A 22,389-nucleotide genomic window follows, 5' to 3' on the forward strand; every position below is an offset into this window, starting at 1 on the left:
GGCGGTCCGCGCCACCCGATGGCTGAACGCTTTCGCGGTTACCTGCCGGTAGTGGTCGACGTCGAGACCGGCGGTTTCAACAGCGCCACCGACGCCCTGCTGGAAATCGCCGCAGTCACCATCGGCATGGACGAAAAGGGCTTCCTGTTCCCGGAACACACCTATTTCTTCCGCGTCGAGCCGTTCGAAGGCGCCAACATCGAGCAAGCGGCTCTGGAGTTCACCGGGATCAAGCTCGATCACCCGCTGCGCATGGCCGTCAGCGAAGAGTCGGCACTGACCGACATCTTCCGTGGCGTGCGCAAGGCGCTCAAGGCCAATGGCTGCAAACGGGCGATCCTGGTCGGCCACAACAGCAGCTTCGACCTGGGCTTCCTCAATGCCGCCGTGGCCCGCCACGACATGAAGCGCAACCCGTTTCATCCGTTCTCAAGCTTCGACACCGCCACCCTGGCCGGCCTTGCCTATGGCCAGACCGTGCTGGCGCGGGCCTGCCAGAGCGCCGACATCGACTTCGATGGCCGTGAGGCGCACTCGGCGCGTTACGACACCGAGAAGACTGCCGAGCTGTTCTGCGGCATCGTCAACCGCTGGAAGGAAATGGGCGGCTGGCAGGACTTCAACGACTGAAGCCTGTGCACCGCGCATAAAAAAACCGGCCATCAAGGCCGGTTTTTTTATGCCTGGCAAATTACAGCTTGCCAGCGTTCTCGCTCAGGTAAGCAGCAACGCCTTCTGGCGAAGCGGTCATGCCCTTGTCGCCTTTTTTCCAGTTGGCAGGGCAGACTTCGCCGTGCTCTTCGTGGAATTGCAGGGCGTCGACCAGACGCAGCAGTTCGTCCATGTTACGGCCCAGTGGCAGGTCGTTGACGATCTGCGAGCGGACAACGCCCTTGTCGTCGATCAGGAACGCGCCACGGAAAGCTACGCCGCCTTCGGACTCTACGTCGTAGGCCTTGGCGATGTCGTGCTTCATGTCGGCAGCCATGATGTACTGGACCTGACCGATGCCGCCGGCATTGATCGGGGTGTTGCGCCAGGCGTTGTGGGTGAAGTGCGAGTCGATCGACACGGCGATCACTTCAACGTTACGCGCCTTGAATTCGGCCATGCGGTGGTCCAGGGCGATCAGCTCGGACGGGCAGACGAAGGTGAAGTCCAGCGGGTAGAAGAACACCAGGCCGTACTTGCCCTTGATGGCCGAAGCCAGGTTGAAGCTGTCGACGATTTCGCCGTTGCCCAGAACAGCTGGAACGGTGAAGTCCGGGGCATTTTTGCCAACGAGTACGCTCATGCGATATCTCCTGATGGGGTGGAATCATCTTGCACAGGCCAGCATGCACTGGCCTGGCAGCGAAATGGCCGACCATCATACACCGCCCGGCGCCGCTCGCCGAATTTCAGTCCGAACGCTCGACAATCTGCCGTCGGTCGCTCTAGTTCGCCTATTACAGAAAGAGTTTTGACAAGCATTCTCATTAACATTAAGCTTCTTCGCATTGAGCCTTAACCAGCGATGGTCAGCCCTATGTATGTGTGTCTTTGTGTTGGTGTGACCGACGGACAGATCCGCGATGCGATCTATGAAGGATGCTGCAGCTACAAGGAAGTCAGAAGCGCCACCAACGTGGCCAGCCAGTGTGGCAAATGTGCCTGCCTGGCCAAGCAGGTGGTGCGCGAAACCCTCACCGAGCTTCAGGTCAGCCAGGCTGCCCTGCCCTATCCTGTAGAATTTACTGCAGCATAATTCAACGAATTCCAAGAACCGGACCCAGTGTCCGGTTTTTTTATGCCTGTAATTCAAGTAGTTAGGGGTTTAACGCGGAACACAAACATTCTTATTCCGATTAATTTTCATTTATTATTCAATAACTTAGGTTTGACAGTAGAAGTTGCGGGGCTCAGACTTGCCTTTATAGACACACTTACAGGGCAGGACCCCATCATGAAAGGCGACGTTAGCGTCATCCAGCATCTCAACAAGATCCTCGGAAACGAGCTGGTCGCAATCAACCAATACTTCCTGCATGCGCGCATGTACGAAGACTGGGGTCTGGAGAAACTCGGCAAGCACGAGTACAAAGAATCCATCGAAGAGATGAAACACGCTGACAAACTGATCAAGCGTATTCTGTTCCTCGAAGGCATCCCCAACGTCCAGGACCTGGGCAAGTTGCTGATTGGTGAACACACCAAGGAAATGCTCGAGTGCGACCTGAAGATCGAGCAAAAAGGCCTGGTCGACCTCAAGGCCGCCATCGCCCACTGTGAGACCGTCGGCGACTTCGGCAGCCGTGAGCTGCTCGAAGACATCCTCGAAGCCGAGGAAGAGCACATCGACTGGCTGGAAACCCAGCTGAGCCTGATCGACAAGGTCTCCCTGGAGAACTACCTGCAGTCGCAGATGGGCGAGTAAGTTCGCTGCCCTGCCCTACAGGCACAAAAAAGCCCCGCACTGCGGGGCTTTTTTTGACCAAACCTGGGGTCAGGCCTTGGCCGCCTCAGCCTTGGCTGCAGCGTCCTTGATCAGGGTCTGCAGTTCGCCGTTGGCAAACATCTCAGCCATGATGTCGGAACCGCCAACCAGCTCGCCGGCAACCCACAGCTGTGGGAAGGTAGGCCAGTTGGCGTATTTTGGCAGGTTGGCGCGGATTTCCGGATTCTGCAGGATATCCACGTAAGCGAATTTCTCGCCGCAACCCATCACGGCTTGCGCCGCCTTGGCCGAAAAACCGCACTGCGGGGCATTCGGCGAGCCTTTCATGTAAAGCAGAATGGTGTTGTTGGCAATCTGCTCTTTGATTGTTTCGATGATATCCATGAAGCACCTCGCGGCTGAACTTTCCGACCTGGTTGTCGGCACGGTGACGCATTGTATCGGAAAGCCGAGCAGGACGCTCGGCCTTGCCGATATCAGGCCGCAACCACCTGCACTGGCACGCCGTTAAGCGCCGCATTACCCGACACCGCATCGAGCTGGCGCTCATCGGTGAGGTCGTTGGCGCTGGCGCCGGGCTGGCCCTGGGCGATTTCCATGCGCACCCCGGCACGGGCATGGCCAAAGCCATGCGGCAGGCTGACCACCCCCGGCATCATGTCGCTGCTGGCCTGCACTTCGACCTCGATTTCGCCGACCCGCGAGCTGACACGCACACGCTGGCCATCCTGCAACTGGCGACCCGCCAGGTCGTCCGGGTGCATCAACAACTGATGACGGGGTTTGCCTTTCACCAGGCGATGATAGTTGTGCATCCATGAATTATTGCTGCGCACATGGCGGCGCCCGATCAGCAGCAGTTGACCCGCTGCCAGCGGCTGCTGCCCGGCAAAGCGCTGCAGGTCGCCGAGGATCTCCTGGGGTGCGGCCTGAATCCGTTGGTTAGCCGTCTTCAGGCGTGCTGCAAGGTTGGGCTGCAGCGGGCCCAGGTCGATACCATGGGGGTGCTGGTCGAGGGTCTCAAGCGACAGCTTGAACGCCGAGGCCTCGCCATAGCGGCCCTGGCGCAGGCCGATATCGATCATTTGTGCCGGCGGCAGGGTCGGTTTCAAAGGCTTGTCGCTAAGGGCGGCAAAGGCCTTGGCCAGGCCGACGAAGATTTCCCAGTCATGCAAGGCACCTTCGGGCTTGGGCAGGATGGCCCGATTGAAGCGGCTGACATTGCGCACCGCAAACAGGTTGAAGGTGGTGTCGTAGTGATCGTTCTCCAATGCCGAGGTGGACGGCAGGATCAGGTCGGCGTAACGGGTGGTCTCGTTGATGTACAGGTCGATGCTGAGCATGAACTCAAGACCGTCCAGGGCGCGTTCAAGCTGGCGGCCATTGGGCGTGGACAACACCGGGTTGCCCGCCACCGTCACCAGCGCGCGAACCTGCCCCTGGCCTTCAACCAGCATCTCTTCGGCCAGGGCCGCCACCGGTAATTCGCCGCCATACTCGGGCAGCCCCGAGACCCGGCTCTGCCAGGCATTGAAATGCCCGCCTGAAGTACTCGCCACCAGATCCACCGCAGGCTCGGTACACAGCGCGCCACCGACACGGTCGAGGTTGCCGCTGACCAGGTTGAGCAACTGCACCAGCCAGTGGCACAAGGTGCCGAAGGCCTGGGTCGAGACACCCATGCGCCCGTAGCAGACGGCCTTGTCGGCGCTGGCGAAATCCCGCGCCAACTGGCGTATCACCGTGGCGTCGACACCGCATAGGGCGCTCATGGCCTCGGCGGTGAACGGCGCAATGGCCGCTTGTACCCTGTCCAGGCCATCCACCGGCAAGGCCGAGGGGCGAGTCAGGCCTTCGCCAAACAGGGTGTTGAGCAGGCCACAGAGCAGCGCCGCGTCAGTGCCGGGGCGAATGAACACATGCTGGTCGGCCATCGCCGCAGTCTCGCTGCGGCGCGGGTCGACCACCACCAACTTGCCGCCACGGGCCTGGATCGCCTTAAGGCGTTTCTCGACGTCCGGCACGGTCATGATGCTGCCGTTGGAGGCCAGCGGGTTGCCGCCCATGATCAGCATGAACTCGGTGTGGTCGATGTCAGGGATCGGCAACAACAAGCCGTGGCCGTACATCAGGTAGCTGGTCAGGTGGTGCGGCAGCTGGTCCACCGAGGTGGCGGAGAAACGATTGCGGGTCTTGAGCAGGCCGAGGAAGTAGTTGCTGTGGGTCATCAACCCGTAGTTGTGCACGCTGGGGTTGCCCTGGTAGACCGCCACGGCGTTCTGCCCATGGGCCTGCTGGATGGCCCAGAGCTTTTGCGCAGCCAGTGCAAAGGCCTCCTCCCAGCTGATGGCTTGCCAGCTGTCACCGACACGCTTGTGCGGCGCGCGCAGTCGGTCAGGATCGTTCTGGATATCCTGCAGGGCCACCGCCTTGGGGCAGATGTGGCCGCGACTGAAGCTGTCTTCGGGGTCGCCCTTGATCGAGCTGATACGCAGTGGGGCGTCGGGCTCGTGGGTGATTTCCAGGGTCAAGCCGCAGATGGCTTCGCACAGATGACAGGCACGGTGATGCTGGGTCTTGTTCATGGCCACCTCTTGCTCGGGTGTCTGGGATCAACCGACTATGAGCCTGACCCGAACTTGCGGCCAGTGAGGTTCGTCGCGTGAATCTTCGTCCATCAGGCAAGGCGATTCAGCGCAGGCCCGCTACCGGGTTTGCCAAGGCGCTGGCAGGCAGTGTAAAACCCTTGTGCAGCGTATAAAAAAAGCTTCAGCCCAATGGGTTACGACACTGCCTGAAACATCGGCGACGAAACCCCCTCTTGGTATGACGCGACATTTAATTATAGTATTGCGTCTTCCCCTAATTCGTCGCCCCGTGCGGCTTTCGCCGCAGGTCACTTCCGTTGTTAAAAAAAACCGGTATGGCTGATCTGCGGTCTGTTGCAAAAAGGTAGTCAAACATGAGCGCTAGGCACTTTCTCTCCCTGATGGATTTCACACCCGAAGAACTGCTCAGTGTGATCCGTCGAGGTATCGAGCTGAAGGACCTGCGTAACCGCGGCGTACTGTTCGAACCGCTGAAAAATCGCGTGCTGGGGATGATCTTCGAGAAGTCCTCGACCCGCACCCGCCTGTCGTTCGAAGCCGGCATGATCCAGCTCGGCGGCCAGGCCATCTTCCTCTCGCCACGGGACACCCAGCTGGGCCGCGGCGAGCCGATCGGCGATTGCGCCATCGTCATGTCGCGCATGCTCGATGCGGTGATGATCCGCACCTTTGCCCACAGCACCCTGACCGAATTCGCCGCCAATTCGCGCGTACCGGTGATCAACGGCCTGTCCGACGATCTGCACCCGTGCCAGCTGCTGGCCGACATGCAGACCTTCCTCGAGCACCGCGGCGCCATCCAGGGCAAGACAGTGGCCTGGATCGGCGACGGCAACAACATGTGCAACAGCTATATAGAAGCGGCCATCCAGTTCGACTTCCAGCTGCGCATCGCCTGCCCGGCCGAATTCGAGCCCAATCCGCAGTTCCTGGCCCAGGCCGGTGACCGCGTGCAAATCTTCCGTGAACCCAAAGAAGCCCTGCAGGGCGCCCACCTGGTGAGCACCGATGTCTGGACTTCCATGGGTCAGGAAGAGGAAACTGCACGGCGCCTGGCCTTGTTCGCGCCTTACCAGGTAACCCGCGAACTGCTCGACCTGGCAGCACCCGATGCCCTGTTCATGCACTGCCTGCCCGCCCATCGCGGCGAGGAAATCAGCCTGGACCTGCTCGACGACCCCCGTTCGGTCGCCTGGGACCAGGCCGAAAACCGCTTGCATGCACAGAAGGCGCTTCTCGAATTTCTTGTTGAACCGGCCTATCACCACGCATGAGTCAACCTTTACTGCTTAACCTGCGCGAGCTCGCCTGTGGCTATGGCGAGCAGCGCATCGTCCAGAACCTCAACCTGCACCTGAACGCCGGCGACATCGGTTGTCTGCTGGGCTCATCCGGCTGCGGCAAGACCACCACCCTGCGCGCCATCGCCGGTTTCGAGCCGGTGCACGAGGGCGAAATCCAGCTGGGTGGCGAAGTCATCTCCAAAGCCGGGTTCACCCTGGCACCGGAGAAACGCCGGATTGGCATGGTGTTCCAGGACTACGCGCTGTTCCCGCACCTGACTGTGGCCGAGAACATCGCCTTCGGCATCGGCAAGCACCCGCAGCAGCGCCAGGTGGTCGACGAGATGCTCGAGCTGGTCAAGCTCGGCGGCCTGGGCAAACGCTACCCGCACGAGCTTTCCGGCGGCCAGCAGCAACGTGTGGCCCTGGCCCGCGCGCTGGCGCCCGAGCCACAACTGCTGCTGCTCGACGAGCCGTTTTCCAACCTCGATGTCGAGCTGCGCCGACGCCTGAGCCACGAGGTGCGCGACATCCTCAAAAGCCGCGGCACCAGCGCAATCCTGGTCACCCACGACCAGGAAGAAGCCTTTGCCGTCAGCGACCACGTCGGGGTGTTCAAGGAAGGTCGCCTGGAGCAGTGGGATACACCCTACAACCTCTACCACGAACCACTGACACCGTTCGTAGCCAGCTTCATCGGCCAGGGCTATTTCATTCGTGGCCAGCTGACCAGCCCGGAGTCGGTACGCACCGAGCTCGGCGAGCTGCACGGCAACCGCGCCTATACCCTGACGCCCGGCAGCGCCGTGGATGTGCTGCTGCGTCCGGACGACATCATTCATGCACCGGACAGCGAGCTCAAAGCGCTGATCGTCGGCAAGAGTTTCCTCGGCGCCTCGACCCTCTACCGCCTGCAACTGCCGACCGGCAGCCAGCTGGAAGCGATTTTCCCGAGCCACAATGACCATCAGGTCGGCAGCGAAGTGGGGATCGAAGTAGCGGCGGATCACCTGGTGGTGTTTGCCGTGCCTGGCAGTGTCGCAGCGCAGTTGCCGGTGCCGGAGAACGGCGTTCGTCGGTATAGCTCGGCGGTCTGACAGCGGGGCTGCGTTGCAGCCCATCGCCGGCAAAGCCGGCCCCCACAAGGTCTGCGTTCTACCCTGCGGGCGTAGGCCTTGTCAGTCCAGCGTCAAAACCCCGCTGGCCACACGTCTGGCGTACCCGCCAATCTTCACCCGTTCCCCCTCCAGCCGGCAGAACAATTCGCCGCCGCGACTCGAACACTGGAACGCCCGCAGCTGATTCTTGCCCAGGCGTTGCGCCCAGTACGGGATCAGGCTGCAATGGGTAGAGCCGGTCACCGGATCTTCAGGAATGCCGATACCCGGCGCAAAGTAGCGCGAAACAAAATCGTGTTCGATACCCGGCGCGGTAACGATCACCCCCAGCCCCGGCAATTGCGCCAGTGCCGTCATGTCCGGGGTACAGGCACGCAACACCTGCTCGGATTCGACCCGAACCAGCAGCTCACTGGTTTTCCACACTTCCAGCACCGGGCAGCCCAGTGCTTCGGCCACCGCTACCGCTTCATTCAACGGCTGTGGCTCGACCCGGGGGAAATCCAGTTGCAGGCGCGGACCGTCACGGCTGACGCTCAGCGGACCGGACTTGCTCTGGAACAACAAGCGCTCACCCGGCTCTTTATAGACCTCCCACAGCACATGAGCGCTGGCCAGGGTTGCATGGCCACACAGCGGCACTTCGGTGCTCGGGGTAAACCAGCGGATCTGCCAGCCTTCGGCATGGGGGACGACGAACGCGGTCTCGGCCAGATTGTGTTCGGCGGCAATCTGCTGCATCAGCTCATCGGCGAGCCAGCTGTCGAGGCGATAGACCATGGCCGGGTTGCCAGCGAAAGGACGGTCGCTGAAGGCATCGACCTGATGGAATTCAAGCGGCATGAGGTGAATCTCAGAGTGGCGGGCCGCAGAGCATGCCCGCCAGACAGCCTCGGCCGACAGAGACAGAATCAAGCGATTTTGAGCATACAGATGTCAGTCGCGGCCAATGGCGGCGAATTTACCCTGGGTATGCTCGGCCAGCACTGCCGCAGCTAGCTCGACTTCCAGGCCGCGGCGGCCAGCGCTGACGAAAATTGTTTCAAAGGTTTGAGCGGTTTCATCAATAAAAGTGCGCAGGCGCTTTTTCTGTCCCAAGGGGCTGATCCCGCCCAACAGGTAACCGGTCGAACGCTGCGCCGCCGCCGGATCGGCCATCTCGCACTTCTTCACCCCGGCCGCATGGGCCAGGCCTTTCAGATCCAGACTACCGACTACCGGCACTACCGCTACCAGCAACTCACCCTTTTCGCTGCAGGCGAGCAAGGTCTTGAACACCCGTGCGGGCTCTAGGTTGAGCTTTTCCGCCGCCTCCAGGCCGTAGGACGCAGCCTTGGGGTCATGTTCGTAACTGTGGATGTGGTGTTCGGCGCGAACCTTTTTCAGCAGATCCAGGGCGGGGGTCATGCAGGACTCCAAGCAGAAGGGTGAATGCCATTTCGCCGGTTACTTTAGGGCAAAAGCCCAGGCGCAACCAACGCCCATCAGCGCCACCAATAGTCAGATTGTGAACGGTGGTTCACTTTCGACCTTTGACATAAGCGTTTCTTGTCTATATTTTTTCGATTCTGAATATAGCTATGCCCCGATAAGGTGCATTTCCTGCCGCCGCCCGACCGAAATGGGGATTTCTGTCGGGTTTTTGTCGAGCGCTCACTGCGCCTCACAACAACAAGAACCGAGGTAACGAATGACGACTGCTCTGCGACAACCAACACTTTCAAGCCAGTGCATGGCCGAATTTCTCGGCACCGCGCTGCTGATCTTTTTCGGCACTGGCTGCGTTGCTGCGCTCAAGGTTGCGGGTGCCAGCTTCGGCCTGTGGGAAATCAGCATCATCTGGGGCGTCGGCGTGAGCATGGCGATTTACCTCACCGCCGGGGTGTCCGGCGCGCACCTGAACCCGGCCGTGAGCATCGCCCTGTGCCTGTTCGCCGGTTTCGAGAAGCACAAACTACCGTTCTACATCGTTGCCCAGATCGCCGGCGCCTTCTGTGGCGCGGCTTTGGTTTACACGCTGTACAGCAACCTGTTCTTCGATTTCGAACAGGCCCACGCAATGATCCGCGGCAGCCAGGCCAGCCTTGAGCTGGCCTCGGTGTTTTCCACCTACCCGCACCCGGCGCTGTCCACCAGCCAGGCCTTCCTGGTCGAAGTGATCATCACCGCCGTACTGATGGCGGTGATCATGGCCCTGACCGACGACAACAACGGCTTGCCGCGTGGCGCCATGGCACCCCTGCTGATTGGCCTGCTGATTGCCGTGATTGGCAGCGCCATGGGCCCGCTGACCGGCTTTGCGATGAACCCGGCGCGGGACTTCGGGCCCAAGCTGATGACTTTCCTCGCCGGCTGGGGCGAAGTCGCCTTTACTGGCGGTCGTGATATTCCCTATTTCCTGATTCCGATTTTTGCGCCGATCATAGGAGCGAGCCTTGGGGCCGCCCTGTACCGCGGCGTGATCGCCCGCAACCTGCCGGTTGCCGAGAGCGAAAACGCCCAGACCGACGCCAACCCTCAGGGCAAGACCCAGGCATCCTGATGCCTGCGGTGGCGAGCCAGGCTCGCCGCGCCCTGATCTCTACCCCATTTAGTGCAAGGCCAACGACATGACAGACACCCAGAACAAGAACTACATCATTGCCCTGGACCAGGGCACGACCAGTTCGCGGGCCATCATTTTCGACCGTGACGCCAACGTGGTTGGCACCTCGCAGCGCGAATTCGCACAACATTACCCTCAAGCCGGCTGGGTCGAGCACGACCCGATGGAAATCTTCGCCACCCAGAGCGCGACCATGGTCGAAGCCCTGGCCCAGGCTGGCCTGAGCCATGACCAGGTCGCCGCCATCGGTATCACCAACCAGCGTGAAACCACCGTGGTCTGGGACAAGGAGACCGGCCGCCCGGTGTACAACGCCATCGTCTGGCAATGCCGGCGCAGCACCGAGATCTGCGAGCAGCTCAAGCGTGACGGCCTGCAGGACTACATCCGCGAAACCACCGGCCTGGTCACCGACCCCTACTTCTCCGGCACCAAGCTCAAGTGGATTCTCGACAACGTTGAAGGCGCCCGCGAGCGCGCCGAGCGTGGCGACCTGCTGTTCGGCACCGTCGACAGCTGGCTGATCTGGAAATTCTCCGGCGGCAAAGTGCACGTCACTGACTACACCAACGCCTCGCGCACCATGCTCTTCAACATCCACACCCTGCAGTGGGACGAGAAGATGCTCGAGGTGCTGAACATCCCTCGGCAGATGCTGCCCGAGGTGCGCAGCTCCTCGGAAGTCTACGGCCGCACCAAGAGCGGTATCGCCATTGCCGGTATCGCTGGCGACCAGCAGGCCGCGCTGTTCGGCCAGATGTGCGTGGAGCCCGGCCAGGCCAAGAACACCTACGGCACCGGCTGTTTCCTGCTGATGAACACCGGCGACAAGGCAGTGACCTCCTCCCACGGCCTGCTCACCACCATCGCCTGCGGCCCGCGCGGCGAAGTGGCCTACGCCCTGGAAGGCGCGGTGTTCAACGGCGGCTCCACCGTGCAGTGGCTGCGTGACGAACTGAAGATCGTCAACGATGCCCACGACACCGAGTACTTCGCCAGCAAGGTCAAGGACAGCAACGGCGTATACCTAGTGCCGGCCTTCACCGGCCTCGGCGCACCGTACTGGGACCCGTACGCCCGCGGCGCGCTGTTCGGCCTGACCCGCGGGGTCAAGGTCGATCACATCATCCGCGCGGCGCTGGAGTCGATCGCCTACCAGACCCGCGACGTGCTCGACGCCATGCAGCAGGATTGCGGCCAGCGCCTGAGCGAACTGCGGGTTGACGGCGGCGCTGTCGCCAACAATTTCCTCATGCAGTTCCAGGCCGACATCCTCGGCACTTGTGTCGAGCGCCCGCAAATGCGCGAAACCACCGCCCTCGGCGCCGCCTACCTGGCGGGCCTGGCCTGCGGTTTCTGGAGCGGCCTGGATGAACTGCGCGGCAAGGCGATCATCGAGCGCGAGTTCACTCCGCAACTGGACGAAGTGGCCAAAGAGAAGCTGTATGCCGGCTGGCTGAAGGCCGTGGATCGCACCCGCGACTGGGAACCGCACGAAGAGTAGGCAGTAGACGCAAGCTGTAAGCTACAAGCTGCAAGTGCGTAAGACGCGAATCATCTTGTGGCTTGCAGCTTGTAGCTTGAGCTGTTTTCATGGCGCAATTTGCCCGGCTGCCCCAAAGGACCGCCCATGAATCTGCCCCCTCGCCAACAACAAATCCTCGAACTGGTCCGCGAACGCGGTTATGTCAGTATCGAAGAAATGGCGCAGCTGTTCGTCGTCACCCCGCAAACCATCCGCCGTGATATCAACCAGCTGGCGGAGGTCAATCTGCTGCGCCGCTACCACGGGGGCGCGGCCTACGATTCCAGCATCGAAAATACCGCCTATGCCATGCGCGCCGATCAGATGCGCGATGAAAAGCAGCGCATCGCCGAAGCGATTGCCGCGCAGATTCCCGACCACGCTTCGCTGTTCATCAACATCGGTACCACCACCGAATCCATCGCCCGCGCCCTGCTCAACCACAACCACCTGAAAATCATCACCAACAACCTGCACGTGGCGTCGATCCTCAGTGCCAAGGACGATTTCGAAGTGTTGCTGGCCGGCGGCAACGTGCGCCGTGACGGCGGCGTGGTCGGCCAGGCCAGTGTCGACTTCATCAACCAGTTCAAGGTCGATTTCGCCCTGGTCGGTATCAGCGGCATCGACGAGGACGGCAGCCTGCTGGATTTCGACTACCAGGAAGTGCGTGTCTCCCAGGCGATCATCGCCAATGCCCGCCAGGTGATCCTGGCCGCCGACTCGAGCAAGTTCGGCCGTAATGCCATGGTGCGCCTGGGCTCGATCAGCCTGATCGACTGCCTGGTGACCGACCAGGCGCCGGTCCCCGCCCTCAGCCAATTGCTCAACCAGTACAAGATCCGCCTCGAAGTGGTCTGAGCCGGCGCACGCTGCCACCGCAACGGTGGCAGCTCGAATGTTCGTTATTTTTCATTTATTTGTCATCTGATCAGTATTTTCTATGGGAAGTGACTGGCGAGCCGCATTCTGTTGCGCTAGTATTTTCGAAAATGAACATTAATGTTCAGATTCGATGTCGGAAAGACCTTCAGGAGGCCACCCGTGTCCCAATCCAGCTTGCCATCGCCCGCCCTTGCCGAAATCTATGACCTCGCTGTAATCGGCGGTGGCATCAACGGTGTGGGGATTGCCGCCGATGCAGCCGGACGCGGTCTTTCGGTGTTCCTTTGCGAAAAGGACGACCTGGCCAGCCATACCTCCTCGGCCAGCAGCAAGCTGATCCACGGCGGCCTGCGCTACCTCGAGCATTACGAATTCCGCCTGGTGCGTGAGGCTCTGGCCGAGCGCGAAGTGCTGTTGGCCAAGGCGCCGCACATCGTCAAGCCGATGCGCTTCGTGCTGCCGCACCGCCCACACCTGCGCCCGGCCTGGATGATCCGCGCCGGCCTGTTCCTCTACGACAACCTGGGCAAGCGCAAGCAGCTCGGTGCGTCGCGCAGCCTGCGTTTTGGCCCGGGCAACCCGCTCAAACCGGCGATTACCCGTGGCTTCGAATATGCCGACTGCGCCGTCGATGACGCCCGCCTGGTGGTGCTCAACGCCATGGCCGCCCGCGAAAAAGGCGCCGACATCCGGACCCGCACGCGCTGCATCAGCGCCCGCCGGGTCGATGGGGTGTGGAACGTGCAACTGGAAAACGCCGATGGCAGCCAGCAGTCGATCAAGGCCCGCGCGCTGGTCAATGCCGCAGGCCCTTGGGTGGCCAAGTTCATCGAGGACGACCTCAAGCTCGATGCACCGTACGGCATCCGCCTGATCCAGGGCAGCCACCTGATCGTGCCAAAACTGTACGACGGCGAACATGCCTACATTCTGCAGAACGAAGACCAGCGCATCGTCTTCGCCATTCCGTACCTCGAACGCTTCACCCTGATCGGCACCACCGACCGCGAGTACACCGGCGACCCGGCCAAGGTAGCTATCACCGAGGGCGAGACCGATTACCTGCTGAAAGTGGTCAACGAGCACTTCAACCACCAGCTCAGCCGCGCCGATATCCTCCACACTTATGCCGGTGTTCGCCCACTGTGCAACGACGAATCCGACAATCCGTCGGCCGTCACCCGCGACTACACCCTGGCGCTGTCGGCCAGCACCGGCGAAGCACCGCTGCTATCGGTGTTCGGCGGCAAGCTGACCACCTACCGCAAACTGGCCGAGTCGGCCATGAGCGAACTGGCGCCGTTCTTCACCCAGATGCGCGGCAGCTGGACCGCCACCGCTCCCCTGCCGGGCGGTGAAGACATGAGCACCCCGCAGGCGCTGGTGGATGCCATCCTGGCCCGCTGTGGCTGGTTGCCGGTGGAGATTGCCAAGCGCTGGGCACGCACCTACGGTAGCCGCGTCTGGCGCCTGCTCGAAGGCGTACAGGGCCCGCAAGACCTGGGTGAGGCGATTGGCGGCGGCTTGTTCACCCGCGAGGTGGATTACCTGTGCAGCGAGGAATGGGCGGTGAATGCCGACGACATCCTCTGGCGCCGGAGCAAGCTGGGGCTGTTCACTACCGCCGCCGAACAGCAGGCGTTGCAGGATTACCTGCAGCGCCTGGAACTGAACCGCGCGCGGGTTCAGGCGGCCTGATCGCTGAACATCATCGCGGGGCAAAGCCTCGCGATGAACTCATCCATTCGGATTTCCGAACACTAAACACCACCTCATTCGGCCATCCGGACGAATCCTACCTTCCGCAAACCGTCAAAAAAGATTAATCCCCCGATTTTTCATGGCGTTATGATCGAAATCAGGGCTTGGCACGAGTCATGCTCTACACTCAGTACCCGAATGCGCAAAACGCTTCACTGCAGTGTTCGCTGAACGAAAGAGCCGGCCAACGGCTCCATAAAAAAAACAACGTCGAGGAAATTTTGATGCGTATCGTTCCCCATCTGTTGGGCGCCGCTGTTGCGGCCGCTTTGATCAGCGCGCCAGCCTTCGCTGCCGAACTGACCGGCACCCTGAAAAAGATCAACGACTCGGGCACCATTACCCTGGGGCACCGCGACGCTTCCATTCCGTTCTCCTACATCGCCGACGCTTCGGGCAAACCCGTCGGTTATTCCCATGACATCCAGCTGGCAATCGTCGAGGCCCTGAAAAAGGACCTGAACAAGCCGGACCTGAGGGTCAAATACAACCTCGTCACCTCCCAGACCCGTATCCCGCTGGTCCAGAACGGCACCGTTGACGTCGAGTGCGGCTCGACCACCAACAACGTCGAGCGCCAGCAGCAGGTCGACTTCTCGGTCGGTATCTTCGAGGTGGGCACCCGCCTGCTGACCAAAGCAGAAGACGGCAAGCCGGAAAACGCCAAGTACAAAGACTTCGCGGACCTGGCCGGCAAGAACGTGGTTACCACCGCCGGTACCACTTCCGAGCGCATCCTCAAGGCCATGAACGCCGACAAGCAGATGAAGATGAACGTCATCTCGGCCAAAGATCATGGCGAGTCGTTCCAGATGCTTGAATCCGGCCGTGCCGTGGCTTTCATGATGGACGACGCACTGCTCGCCGGTGAAATGGCCAAGGCCAAGAACCCGAAGGGCTGGGCAATTGTCGGCACCCCGCAGTCCTATGAAATCTACGGCTGCATGGTCCGCAAGGACGATCCTGCGTTCAAGAAAGCCGTCGACGATGCCATCGTCGCCCTCTACAAGTCGGGCGAGATCAACAAGATCTACGACAAGTGGTTCAACCAGCCAGTGCCACCTAAAGGCCTGAACCTGCAGTTCCCGATGAGCGACGAACTCAAGAAGCTGATCGCCGAACCAACCGACAAAGCTGCAGACGAAAAGAAGTCCTGATCCCCAGCTAGTTAGTGTCTAACCTTTCATCCGAGGGTGCCTCGCGCACCCCCGGATGCTCGAAGGTGCCCGTGAAAAACTGATCTGAGGGGAGATCCCGATGAATTACAACTGGGACTGGGGCGTATTCTTCAAGTCCACTGGCGTGGGCAGCGAAACCTATCTGGACTGGTACATCACCGGCCTGGGCTGGACCATCGCCATTGCCATTGCCGCCTGGATCATTGCCTTGCTGCTGGGTTCGATACTCGGCGTCATGCGTACCGTGCCAAACCGTCTGGTGTCGGGCATTGCCACCGCCTACGTGGAACTCTTTCGTAACGTACCGCTGCTGGTGCAGCTGTTCATCTGGTACTTCCTGGTGCCCGACCTGCTGCCAGAGAACCTGCAGGAGTGGTACAAGCAGGACCTCAACCCGACCACCTCGGCGTTGATCAGCGTGATCGTCTGCCTGGGCCTGTTCACTGCCGCGCGTGTTTGCGAGCAGGTGCGTACCGGCATTCAGGCGCTGCCCCGCGGCCAGGAAGCCGCCGCCCGCGCCATGGGCTTCAGCCTGCCGCAGGTGTACTGGAACGTGCTGCTGCCGCAAGCCTACCGGATCATCATTCCGCCGCTGACCTCGGAATTTCTGAACGTGTTCAAGAACTCCTCGGTGGCCTCGCTGATCGGCCTGATGGAGCTGCTGGCGCAAACCAAACAGACCGCCGAGTTCTCGGCCAACCTGTTTGAAGCCTTCACCCTGGCGACCCTGATCTACTTCACCCTGAACATGGGCCTGATGTTGCTGATGCGCCTGGTCGAGAAGAAAGTCGCCGTGCCCGGCCTGATCTCCGTGGGGGGTAAATAATGGACTTCAGTGGAATCATTCCTGCCCTGCCGGGCCTGTGGAACGGCATGCTCATGACCCTGCAGCTGATGGTCATGGGCGTTGTCGGCGGTATCGTGCTGGGCACCATCCTGGCCCTGATGCGCCTGTCGTCGAACAAGCTGCTGTCGAACGTGGCCGGCGCCTACGTCAACTACTTTCGCTCCATCCCGCTGCTGCTGGTGATCACCTGGTTCTACCTGGCGGTACCGTTCGTGCTGCGCTGGATCACTGGCGAAGACACCCCGATCGGGGCGTTCACCTCCTGCGTCGTGGCGTTCATGATGTTCGAGGCGGCGTATTTCTGTGAAATCGTCCGCGCCGGCGTGCAGTCGATCGCCAAGGGCCAGATGGGCGCCGCCCAGGCCCTGGGTATGACCTACGGCCAGACCATGCGCTTGATCATCCTGCCCCAGGCGTTTCGCAAGATGACCCCGCTGCTGCTGCAGCAGAGCATCATCCTGTTCCAGGACACCTCGCTGGTCTACACCGTCGGCCTGGTCGACTTCCTCAACTCGGCACGGGCCAGTGGCGACATCATCGGGCGCTCCAACGAGTTCCTGGTGTTTGCCGGCGCCGTGTACTTCGTCATCAGCTTCTCCGCTTCCTTCCTGGTCAAGCGTCTGCAGAAAAGGATAACCGTATGATCTCCATCAAGAACGTCAACAAGTGGTACGGGGACTTCCAGGTTCTGACCGACTGCAACACCGAGGTCAAGAAAGGCGAGGTGGTTGTCGTCTGCGGTCCGTCGGGCTCGGGCAAATCGACCCTGATCAAGTGCGTCAACGCCCTGGAACCCTTCCAGAAGGGTGACATCGTGGTCGACGGCACCTCGATCGCCGACCCCAAGACCAACCTGCCCAAGCTGCGTTCGCGGGTCGGCATGGTGTTCCAGCACTTCGAGCTGTTCCCGCACCTGACCATCACCGAAAACCTGACCATTGCGCAGATCAAGGTGCTCGGCCGCAGCAAGGAAGAAGCCACCAAGAAGGGCCTGCAACTGCTTGAGCGGGTCGGCCTCTCGGCGCATGCCCACAAGCACCCGGGCCAGCTCTCCGGTGGTCAGCAACAGCGCGTGGCGATTGCCCGCGCCCTGGCCATGGACCCGATCGTCATGCTGTTCGACGAACCGACCTCGGCACTGGACCCGGAAATGGTCAGCGAAGTACTCGACGTCATGGTCCAGCTGGCCAACGAAGGCATGACCATGATGTGCGTGACCCATGAAATGGGCTTTGCCCGCAAGGTCGCCAACCGGGTGATCTTCATGGACAAGGGCAACATCATCGAAGACTGCACCAAGGAAGAGTTCTTTGGTGACCAGAGCGTGCGCGACGAGCGTACCCAGCACTTCCTCAGCAAGATCCTGCAACACTGAGGTGATCATCACGCTCTGTCCGGTGTACGCCGGCAGAGCGTGCTGGCCGTACCAAGGCTACTGTGATGAAATGCGACCCTACGCTCTTTCGCCCTGCCAAGCCTGCCCTTGCCGTGAAACCCCGTCTGATTCGCCAGCTGCTGTTACCGCCACTGATCATCCTGCTGATGATCGGCCTGGGCGTGGCCGGCTTCATGATCAGCGAACACAACGGCATCCGCACCTTGAGCGAAAACGGCGAGCGACAGCTCGAGCTGCACGCGCGCGCGGTCGAGAGCGAGATCAGCAAGTACACCTACCTGCCAAGCCTGCTGGAGCTTGAAAACAGCGTTTCCAGCCTGCTCACCGAAGCCGATGGCGAACACCGCCAGGCGGTCAACGAATACCTTGAAGGCCTGAACCGCCGCAGTCGCAGCCGGGCGATCTTCGTCCTCGACACCAGCGGCCGGGTCCAGGCCACCAGCAACTGGCGCGATGTCGATAGCTTCCTCGGCGAAGACCTGTCGTTCCGCGCCTATTTCCAGGACGCCGTGCGCGGCCAGCCGGGGCGCTTTTATGGCATCGGCAGCACCACCGGGGAGCCGGGTTATTTCCTCGCCCACGGCCTGGAAGAACACGGCAAGATCATCGGTGTGGCGGTGATCAAGGTGCGCCTTGAGGCCATGGAAGAGCGCTGGCAACGGGCTCGCCTGGAGGCGTTCGTCAGCGACGAGAACGGCATCATCATCCTTTCCAGCGACCCGGCACGGCGGCTCAAGTCGGTGCGCCCGCTGACCCCGGAAATCAAGGAACGCCTGGCGCGCAGCCTGCAGTACTACTGGTGGCCGCTGAATGAACTGGAGCCGCTGTCGCGGGAGAAAATCGCCGACGGCGTCGAGAAGCTGAGCTTCCCGGCCAATGCCGAACTCGGCGATGGCCGCCGCGAAGTGGCGTACCTGGCGCAAACCCGGCGCCTGAGCGACACCCCCTGGCACTTCACCCTGCTCACGCCGCTGCAGGATCTGCGCCGCGAATCCATGGTCCAGGGCATCCTGGTCGGCGTCGCCTTTGCCCTGCTGGCGATCCTGCTGATTGCCTGGAACGAACGGCGCAAGGTGATCGCCACGCGCCTGGCCGCCCGTGAAGCGCTGGAAGAAGCCAACAGCCAGCTGGAGCGCAAGATCGCCGAACGCACCGCCGACCTGCGCGCCAGCAATGAACGCCTCAAGGGCCAGATCCGCGAACGCCGGCATGCCGAGCAGACCCTGCGCCACGCCCAGGACGAGTTGGTCCAGGCCGGCAAGCTGGCCGCCATCGGCCAGATGTCGACCAGCATCGCCCACGAACTGAACCAGCCGCTGGCGGCCCTGCGCACTTTGTCGGGCAACAGCGTGCGCTTCCTCGAACGCGGCGCGCTGGAAACCGTCAGCACCAACCTGCGCACCATGAACGACCTGATTGACCGCATGGGCCGCATCACCGCCAGCCTGCGCTCCTTCGCCCGCCGTGGCGAAGACAGCGGCAAGGCCTCGCTGGGCAAGGCCGTCGAGGCCAGCCTGCAAGTGCTGGGCAACCGCATCGCCGGCTGTCACCTGCAGTTGCACAGCAACTACGAAGACCAGAAGCTGGCCATTGACCAGACCCGCCTGGAGCAGATTCTGGTCAACCTGATCGGCAACGCCCTCGATGCCATGGCCGCGCAACCGATGCCGCAGCTGTGGCTGGAAGGCGAGCTGCAGGGCGACAAGTACCGCCTGCGCGTACGCGACAACGGTCACGGTATCGATGACGAAGCACGCAAGCACCTGTTCGAACCGTTTTTCACCACCAAACCGGGAGAGCACGGCCTGGGCCTGGGCCTGACCCTGTCTGCCAGCCTCGCCGCCGCCGCCAAGGGCAGCCTCAGCGTCGAACACCCCGCCAGCGGCGGTACTGCGTTCGTGCTCGGCCTGCCGCTGGTCAATGCCCCCACAGAATCAGCCGAGTCCCTATGAACCAAGCGCCCCTAACTGTCCTGATCGTCGAAGACGACCCGCATGTGCTGCTCGGCTGCCAGCAGGCGCTGGCCCTGGAAGACATTGCCTGCGAAGGCGTTGGCAGCGCCGAAGAGGCCCTGCAGCGCATCGGCGATGACTTTGCCGGCATCGTTGTCAGCGACATCCGCCTGCCCGGCATCGATGGCCTGGAACTGCTCAGCCGCCTCAAGGCCCGCGACCGCAGCCTGCCGGTGGTGCTGATCACCGGCCACGGCGATATCGACATGGCGGTCGGCGCCATGCGCAACGGCGCCTACGACTTCATGGAAAAACCCTTCGCCCCGGAGCGCCTGGTCGAAGTGGTGCGCCGTGCCCTGGAGCAGCGCGGGCTGTCCCGCGAAGTGTTTGCCCTGCGCCGGCAACTGGCCGGGCAGAGTACCCTTGAAGGGCGAATCATCGGCCGCTCGCCGGCCATGCAGAACCTGCGTGAACTGATCGCCAACGTCGCCGATACCTCGGCCAACGTGTTGATCGAGGGCGAGACCGGCACCGGCAAGGAACTGGTCGCCCGTTGCCTGCATGATTTCAGCCGCCGCCAGGGCGCGCCGTTCGTGGCCCTGAACTGCGGCGGCCTGCCGGAGAACCTGTTCGAAAGCGAGATTTTCGGCCACGAAGCCAACGCCTTTACCGGCGCCGGCAAGCGCCGGATCGGCAAGATCGAGCACGCCAACGGTGGCACGCTGTTCCTCGACGAAGTCGAAAGCATGCCGCTGAACCTGCAGATCAAGCTGCTGCGCGTGCTGCAGGAGCGCACCCTGGAACGCCTGGGCTCGAACCAGAGCATCGCCGTCGATTGCCGGGTGATCGCCGCGACCAAGTCCGACCTCGACGCCCTGGGCCAGAGCGGGCAGTTTCGCAGCGACCTGTATTACCGCCTGAACGTGGTGACCCTGGAACTGCCGCCGCTGCGCGAACGCCGCGAAGACATCCTGCAGTTGTTCGAACACTTCCTGCAGCAGTCGTCATTGCGCTTCGACCGGGAAGTCCCGCAACTGGACAGCCAGACCCTGTCGCGGCTGATGGCCCACGACTGGCCAGGCAACGTGCGCGAACTGCGCAACGTCGCCGAGCGCTATGCCCTGGGTTTGCCGGCATTCAAAAAGGCCGGTGCCAGCGCCAACCAGGGCCTGGGCTTTGCCGAAGCGGTCGAGGCCTTCGAGCGCAACCTGCTCGGCGATGCCCTGCAACGTACCGGCGGCAACCTCAGCCAGGCCAGCCAGGAGCTGGGCATGGCCAAGACCACGCTGTTCGACAAAGTGAAAAAGTATGGCCTGGGCTGACCGGCCGCAGAAACGGAACAAAACGTGGACCTGATCCTCAAAGCCTGCCTGGGTGCGGCCGTGGTGGTGATCCTTGCCGCCCTGGCCAAGACCCGCAACTACTACATAGCCGGCCTGGTGCCGTTGTTCCCGACCTTCGCCCTGATCGCCCACTACATCGTCGGCAAGGGGCGTTCACTGGAGGACCTGAAGACCACCATCCTGTTCAGTGCGTGGTCGATCATCCCCTACTTCGTTTACCTGGCGACGCTGTACCTGCTGGTCGAGCGCCTGCGCCTGGAAACTTCGCTGGCCCTGGCGACCCTGGCCTGGCTGGTGGCGGCGACGGTGCTGGTGAGTGTCTGGGTCAGGTTGCATTGACCTGTTCAGGGCAGCAGCAGTATCAATACACCGCCACATGGGTATCGGCCAGGCGCTGCGTGTTCAGATACGGCAACACCGCACCCAGCAACGGCCCTTTGAACTGCTCCTGAAAGCGATGCGCCAGGCCTGGAATCAGGCGTAGCTGGCTGCCCTTGATGTGCGCGGCCAGGTGTACGCCATGCATCACCGGCAGCAGCGGGTCGGCGGTGCCATGCACCACCAGGGTCGGCAGGCGCAGGTTGTTGAGCAGCTCAACCCGGCTCTGTTCGGCGAGGATCGCCATGATCTGGCGCTTGACCCCTTCGGGGTTGAAGGCGCGGTCGTAGGCTATCGCGGCCTGCTCAAGCAGCGCCTGACGATCATCCTTGACCTCGGGGCTGCCTAAGGCGGCCAGCAAGTCGGCCTGCTGTTCAAGCGCCACCTCGCGATTCGGCGCACCGCGCCTGGCCAGCAACTGCACCAGCGCCGGGCTTGGTGCCGGCAGGCCCTGGGCACCGGAACTGGACATGATCAGGGTCAGGCTCTCGACCCGCTGCGGTGCCAGCGCCGCCAGATGCTGGGCGATCATGCCGCCCATGCTCACGCCCAGGACATGAAAGCGCTCGACCTGCAGGGCATCCATCAACCCCAGGCCGTCTTCGGCCATGTCGCTCAGGGTGTAAGGCGCGGCCACCGGCAAACCCAGCTTGTAGCGCAGTACTTCGAAGGTCAGGTTGGCGTCGTCTGGCGCCTGGTTCCAGCTGGACAGGCCGACATCGCGGTTATCGTAGCGGATCACCCGAAAGCCCTGCTGACACAGGGCCACCACCACTTCATCGGGCCAGTGGATCAGTTGCCCGCCCAGGCCCATGACCAGCAGCAAGACCGGGTCCGAATCACGCCCGATGCTCTGGTAAGCCAGGCTGACCTGCGCCAGCTCGACCCGTTCAGTGGGCACGTTGACGTCGCAACGCGCCGCTGCAAAAGAAGGAATGGCGCACATCAGCGCCAGAAAAAAAACCAAAGCCCGCATGAGCGAAACACCAGAATGCAAATCCCCAGTAGAGCGCGAGTCTGATGAAATTCGTTCAAGCGCGCTGCCACAGTTGCGTGACAGTTTGATGAATGT

At 61.8% G+C, this 22,389-nt stretch carries 22 protein-coding genes; 16 read left to right on the forward strand and 6 right to left on the reverse strand.

Annotated features, from left to right (window positions below):
• Positions 1-18: 18 nt before the first annotated feature.
• Positions 19-630, forward strand: coding sequence for a ribonuclease T (gene rnt / locus LOY22_RS20780; RefSeq protein WP_267954172.1), 612 nt, complete (start codon positions 19-21; stop codon positions 628-630).
• Between the two features lie 61 nt (positions 631-691).
• Here the strand turns inward: rnt and LOY22_RS20785 are convergent, their stop codons facing one another.
• Positions 692-1,294 carry a peroxiredoxin gene (locus tag LOY22_RS20785; protein WP_010221038.1) on the reverse strand — a complete coding sequence of 201 codons (603 nt, stop codon included), beginning with the start codon at positions 1,292-1,294 and terminating at the stop codon, positions 692-694.
• A gap of 234 nt (positions 1,295-1,528) precedes the next feature.
• Here LOY22_RS20785 and LOY22_RS20790 point away from each other — a divergent pair, with 234 nt between their 5' ends.
• Entirely contained in the window at positions 1,529-1,747 is a 219-nt protein-coding gene (locus LOY22_RS20790; RefSeq protein ID WP_010221037.1) for a bacterioferritin-associated ferredoxin, read from the forward strand.
• 198 nt (positions 1,748-1,945) lie between these two features.
• Complete coding sequence (gene bfr, locus LOY22_RS20795; protein WP_045197734.1) at positions 1,946-2,416, forward strand: bacterioferritin; 471 nt, start codon at positions 1,946-1,948, stop codon at positions 2,414-2,416.
• Between the two features lie 69 nt (positions 2,417-2,485).
• On the opposite strand, the gene grxD is transcribed toward bfr, so the two are convergent.
• Both grxD and LOY22_RS20805 read right to left on the reverse strand, forming a co-directional pair.
• Positions 2,486-2,821 (reverse strand): Grx4 family monothiol glutaredoxin, encoded by a 336-nt coding sequence (gene grxD / locus LOY22_RS20800; RefSeq protein ID WP_045197731.1) that lies wholly within the window; start codon positions 2,819-2,821, stop codon positions 2,486-2,488.
• A gap of 92 nt (positions 2,822-2,913) precedes the next feature.
• Positions 2,914-5,022: a molybdopterin oxidoreductase family protein gene (locus LOY22_RS20805; RefSeq protein WP_258594659.1), complete on the reverse strand. Its 2,109-nt coding sequence runs from the start codon at positions 5,020-5,022 to the stop codon at positions 2,914-2,916.
• Between the two features lie 377 nt (positions 5,023-5,399).
• Here LOY22_RS20805 and argF point away from each other — a divergent pair, with 377 nt between their 5' ends.
• Together argF and LOY22_RS20815 are read left to right on the forward strand one after the other, a co-directional pair.
• Entirely contained in the window at positions 5,400-6,320 is a 921-nt protein-coding gene (gene argF, locus LOY22_RS20810; RefSeq protein WP_045197728.1) for an ornithine carbamoyltransferase, read from the forward strand.
• Entirely contained in the window at positions 6,317-7,426 is a 1,110-nt protein-coding gene (locus LOY22_RS20815) for an ABC transporter ATP-binding protein (RefSeq protein WP_213603439.1), read from the forward strand. Before argF ends, LOY22_RS20815 begins: the two co-directional genes overlap by 4 nt.
• 81 nt (positions 7,427-7,507) lie before the next feature.
• On the opposite strand, the gene LOY22_RS20820 is transcribed toward LOY22_RS20815, so the two are convergent.
• Both LOY22_RS20820 and ybaK read right to left on the reverse strand, forming a co-directional pair.
• A complete protein-coding gene (locus tag LOY22_RS20820) occupies positions 7,508-8,290 on the reverse strand; it encodes a PhzF family phenazine biosynthesis protein (protein ID WP_195884872.1) in 783 nt (260 codons plus the stop codon).
• A gap of 93 nt (positions 8,291-8,383) precedes the next feature.
• Positions 8,384-8,854 carry a Cys-tRNA(Pro) deacylase gene (ybaK, locus tag LOY22_RS20825; RefSeq protein ID WP_093380125.1) on the reverse strand — a complete coding sequence of 157 codons (471 nt, stop codon included), beginning with the start codon at positions 8,852-8,854 and terminating at the stop codon, positions 8,384-8,386.
• A 283-nt stretch (positions 8,855-9,137) separates the two neighbouring features.
• Here ybaK and LOY22_RS20830 point away from each other — a divergent pair, with 283 nt between their 5' ends.
• The 11 genes from LOY22_RS20830 to LOY22_RS20880 all read left to right on the forward strand — a co-directional run bounded on the left by LOY22_RS20830 (position 9,138) and on the right by LOY22_RS20880 (position 21,278).
• Complete coding sequence (locus tag LOY22_RS20830) at positions 9,138-9,989, forward strand: MIP/aquaporin family protein (protein WP_045197720.1); 852 nt, start codon at positions 9,138-9,140, stop codon at positions 9,987-9,989.
• Positions 9,990-10,056: 67 nt separating this feature from the next.
• Positions 10,057-11,556: a glycerol kinase GlpK gene (glpK, locus tag LOY22_RS20835; RefSeq protein ID WP_258594662.1), complete on the forward strand. Its 1,500-nt coding sequence runs from the start codon at positions 10,057-10,059 to the stop codon at positions 11,554-11,556.
• A gap of 126 nt (positions 11,557-11,682) precedes the next feature.
• Positions 11,683-12,438, forward strand: coding sequence for a DeoR/GlpR family transcriptional regulator (locus tag LOY22_RS20840; RefSeq protein WP_045197716.1), 756 nt, complete (start codon positions 11,683-11,685; stop codon positions 12,436-12,438).
• Between the two features lie 183 nt (positions 12,439-12,621).
• Complete coding sequence (gene glpD, locus LOY22_RS20845) at positions 12,622-14,160, forward strand: glycerol-3-phosphate dehydrogenase (RefSeq protein WP_093380119.1); 1,539 nt, start codon at positions 12,622-12,624, stop codon at positions 14,158-14,160.
• Between the two features lie 287 nt (positions 14,161-14,447).
• On the forward strand, positions 14,448-15,380 hold the full coding sequence (locus LOY22_RS20850; RefSeq protein WP_258594665.1) for a glutamate/aspartate ABC transporter substrate-binding protein: 933 nt from the start codon (positions 14,448-14,450) through the stop codon (positions 15,378-15,380).
• A 100-nt stretch (positions 15,381-15,480) separates the two neighbouring features.
• Positions 15,481-16,227, forward strand: coding sequence for an amino acid ABC transporter permease (locus LOY22_RS20855; protein WP_045197710.1), 747 nt, complete (start codon positions 15,481-15,483; stop codon positions 16,225-16,227).
• A complete protein-coding gene (locus LOY22_RS20860; protein WP_176794325.1) occupies positions 16,224-16,892 on the forward strand; it encodes an amino acid ABC transporter permease in 669 nt (222 codons plus the stop codon). The genes LOY22_RS20855 and LOY22_RS20860 overlap by 4 nt, the downstream gene beginning before the upstream one ends.
• Complete coding sequence (locus LOY22_RS20865) at positions 16,889-17,623, forward strand: amino acid ABC transporter ATP-binding protein (protein WP_045197706.1); 735 nt, start codon at positions 16,889-16,891, stop codon at positions 17,621-17,623. Before LOY22_RS20860 ends, LOY22_RS20865 begins: the two co-directional genes overlap by 4 nt.
• Positions 17,624-17,688: 65 nt before the next feature.
• Positions 17,689-19,596, forward strand: coding sequence for an ATP-binding protein (locus LOY22_RS20870; RefSeq protein WP_093380110.1), 1,908 nt, complete (start codon positions 17,689-17,691; stop codon positions 19,594-19,596).
• On the forward strand, positions 19,593-20,918 hold the full coding sequence (locus LOY22_RS20875; protein WP_093380107.1) for a sigma-54 dependent transcriptional regulator: 1,326 nt from the start codon (positions 19,593-19,595) through the stop codon (positions 20,916-20,918). The genes LOY22_RS20870 and LOY22_RS20875 overlap by 4 nt, the downstream gene beginning before the upstream one ends.
• 33 nt (positions 20,919-20,951) lie before the next feature.
• Complete coding sequence (locus LOY22_RS20880) at positions 20,952-21,278, forward strand: GlpM family protein (protein WP_176794324.1); 327 nt, start codon at positions 20,952-20,954, stop codon at positions 21,276-21,278.
• Positions 21,279-21,300: 22 nt separating this feature from the next.
• Here LOY22_RS20880 and LOY22_RS20885 read toward each other — a convergent pair whose 3' ends face one another.
• On the reverse strand, positions 21,301-22,293 hold the full coding sequence (locus tag LOY22_RS20885; protein ID WP_093380104.1) for an alpha/beta fold hydrolase: 993 nt from the start codon (positions 22,291-22,293) through the stop codon (positions 21,301-21,303).
• Positions 22,294-22,389: the final 96 nt, after the last annotated feature.

It is taken from the genome of Pseudomonas sp. B21-035 (assembly GCF_024748945.1).
Lineage (GTDB): Bacteria > Pseudomonadota > Gammaproteobacteria > Pseudomonadales > Pseudomonadaceae > Aquipseudomonas.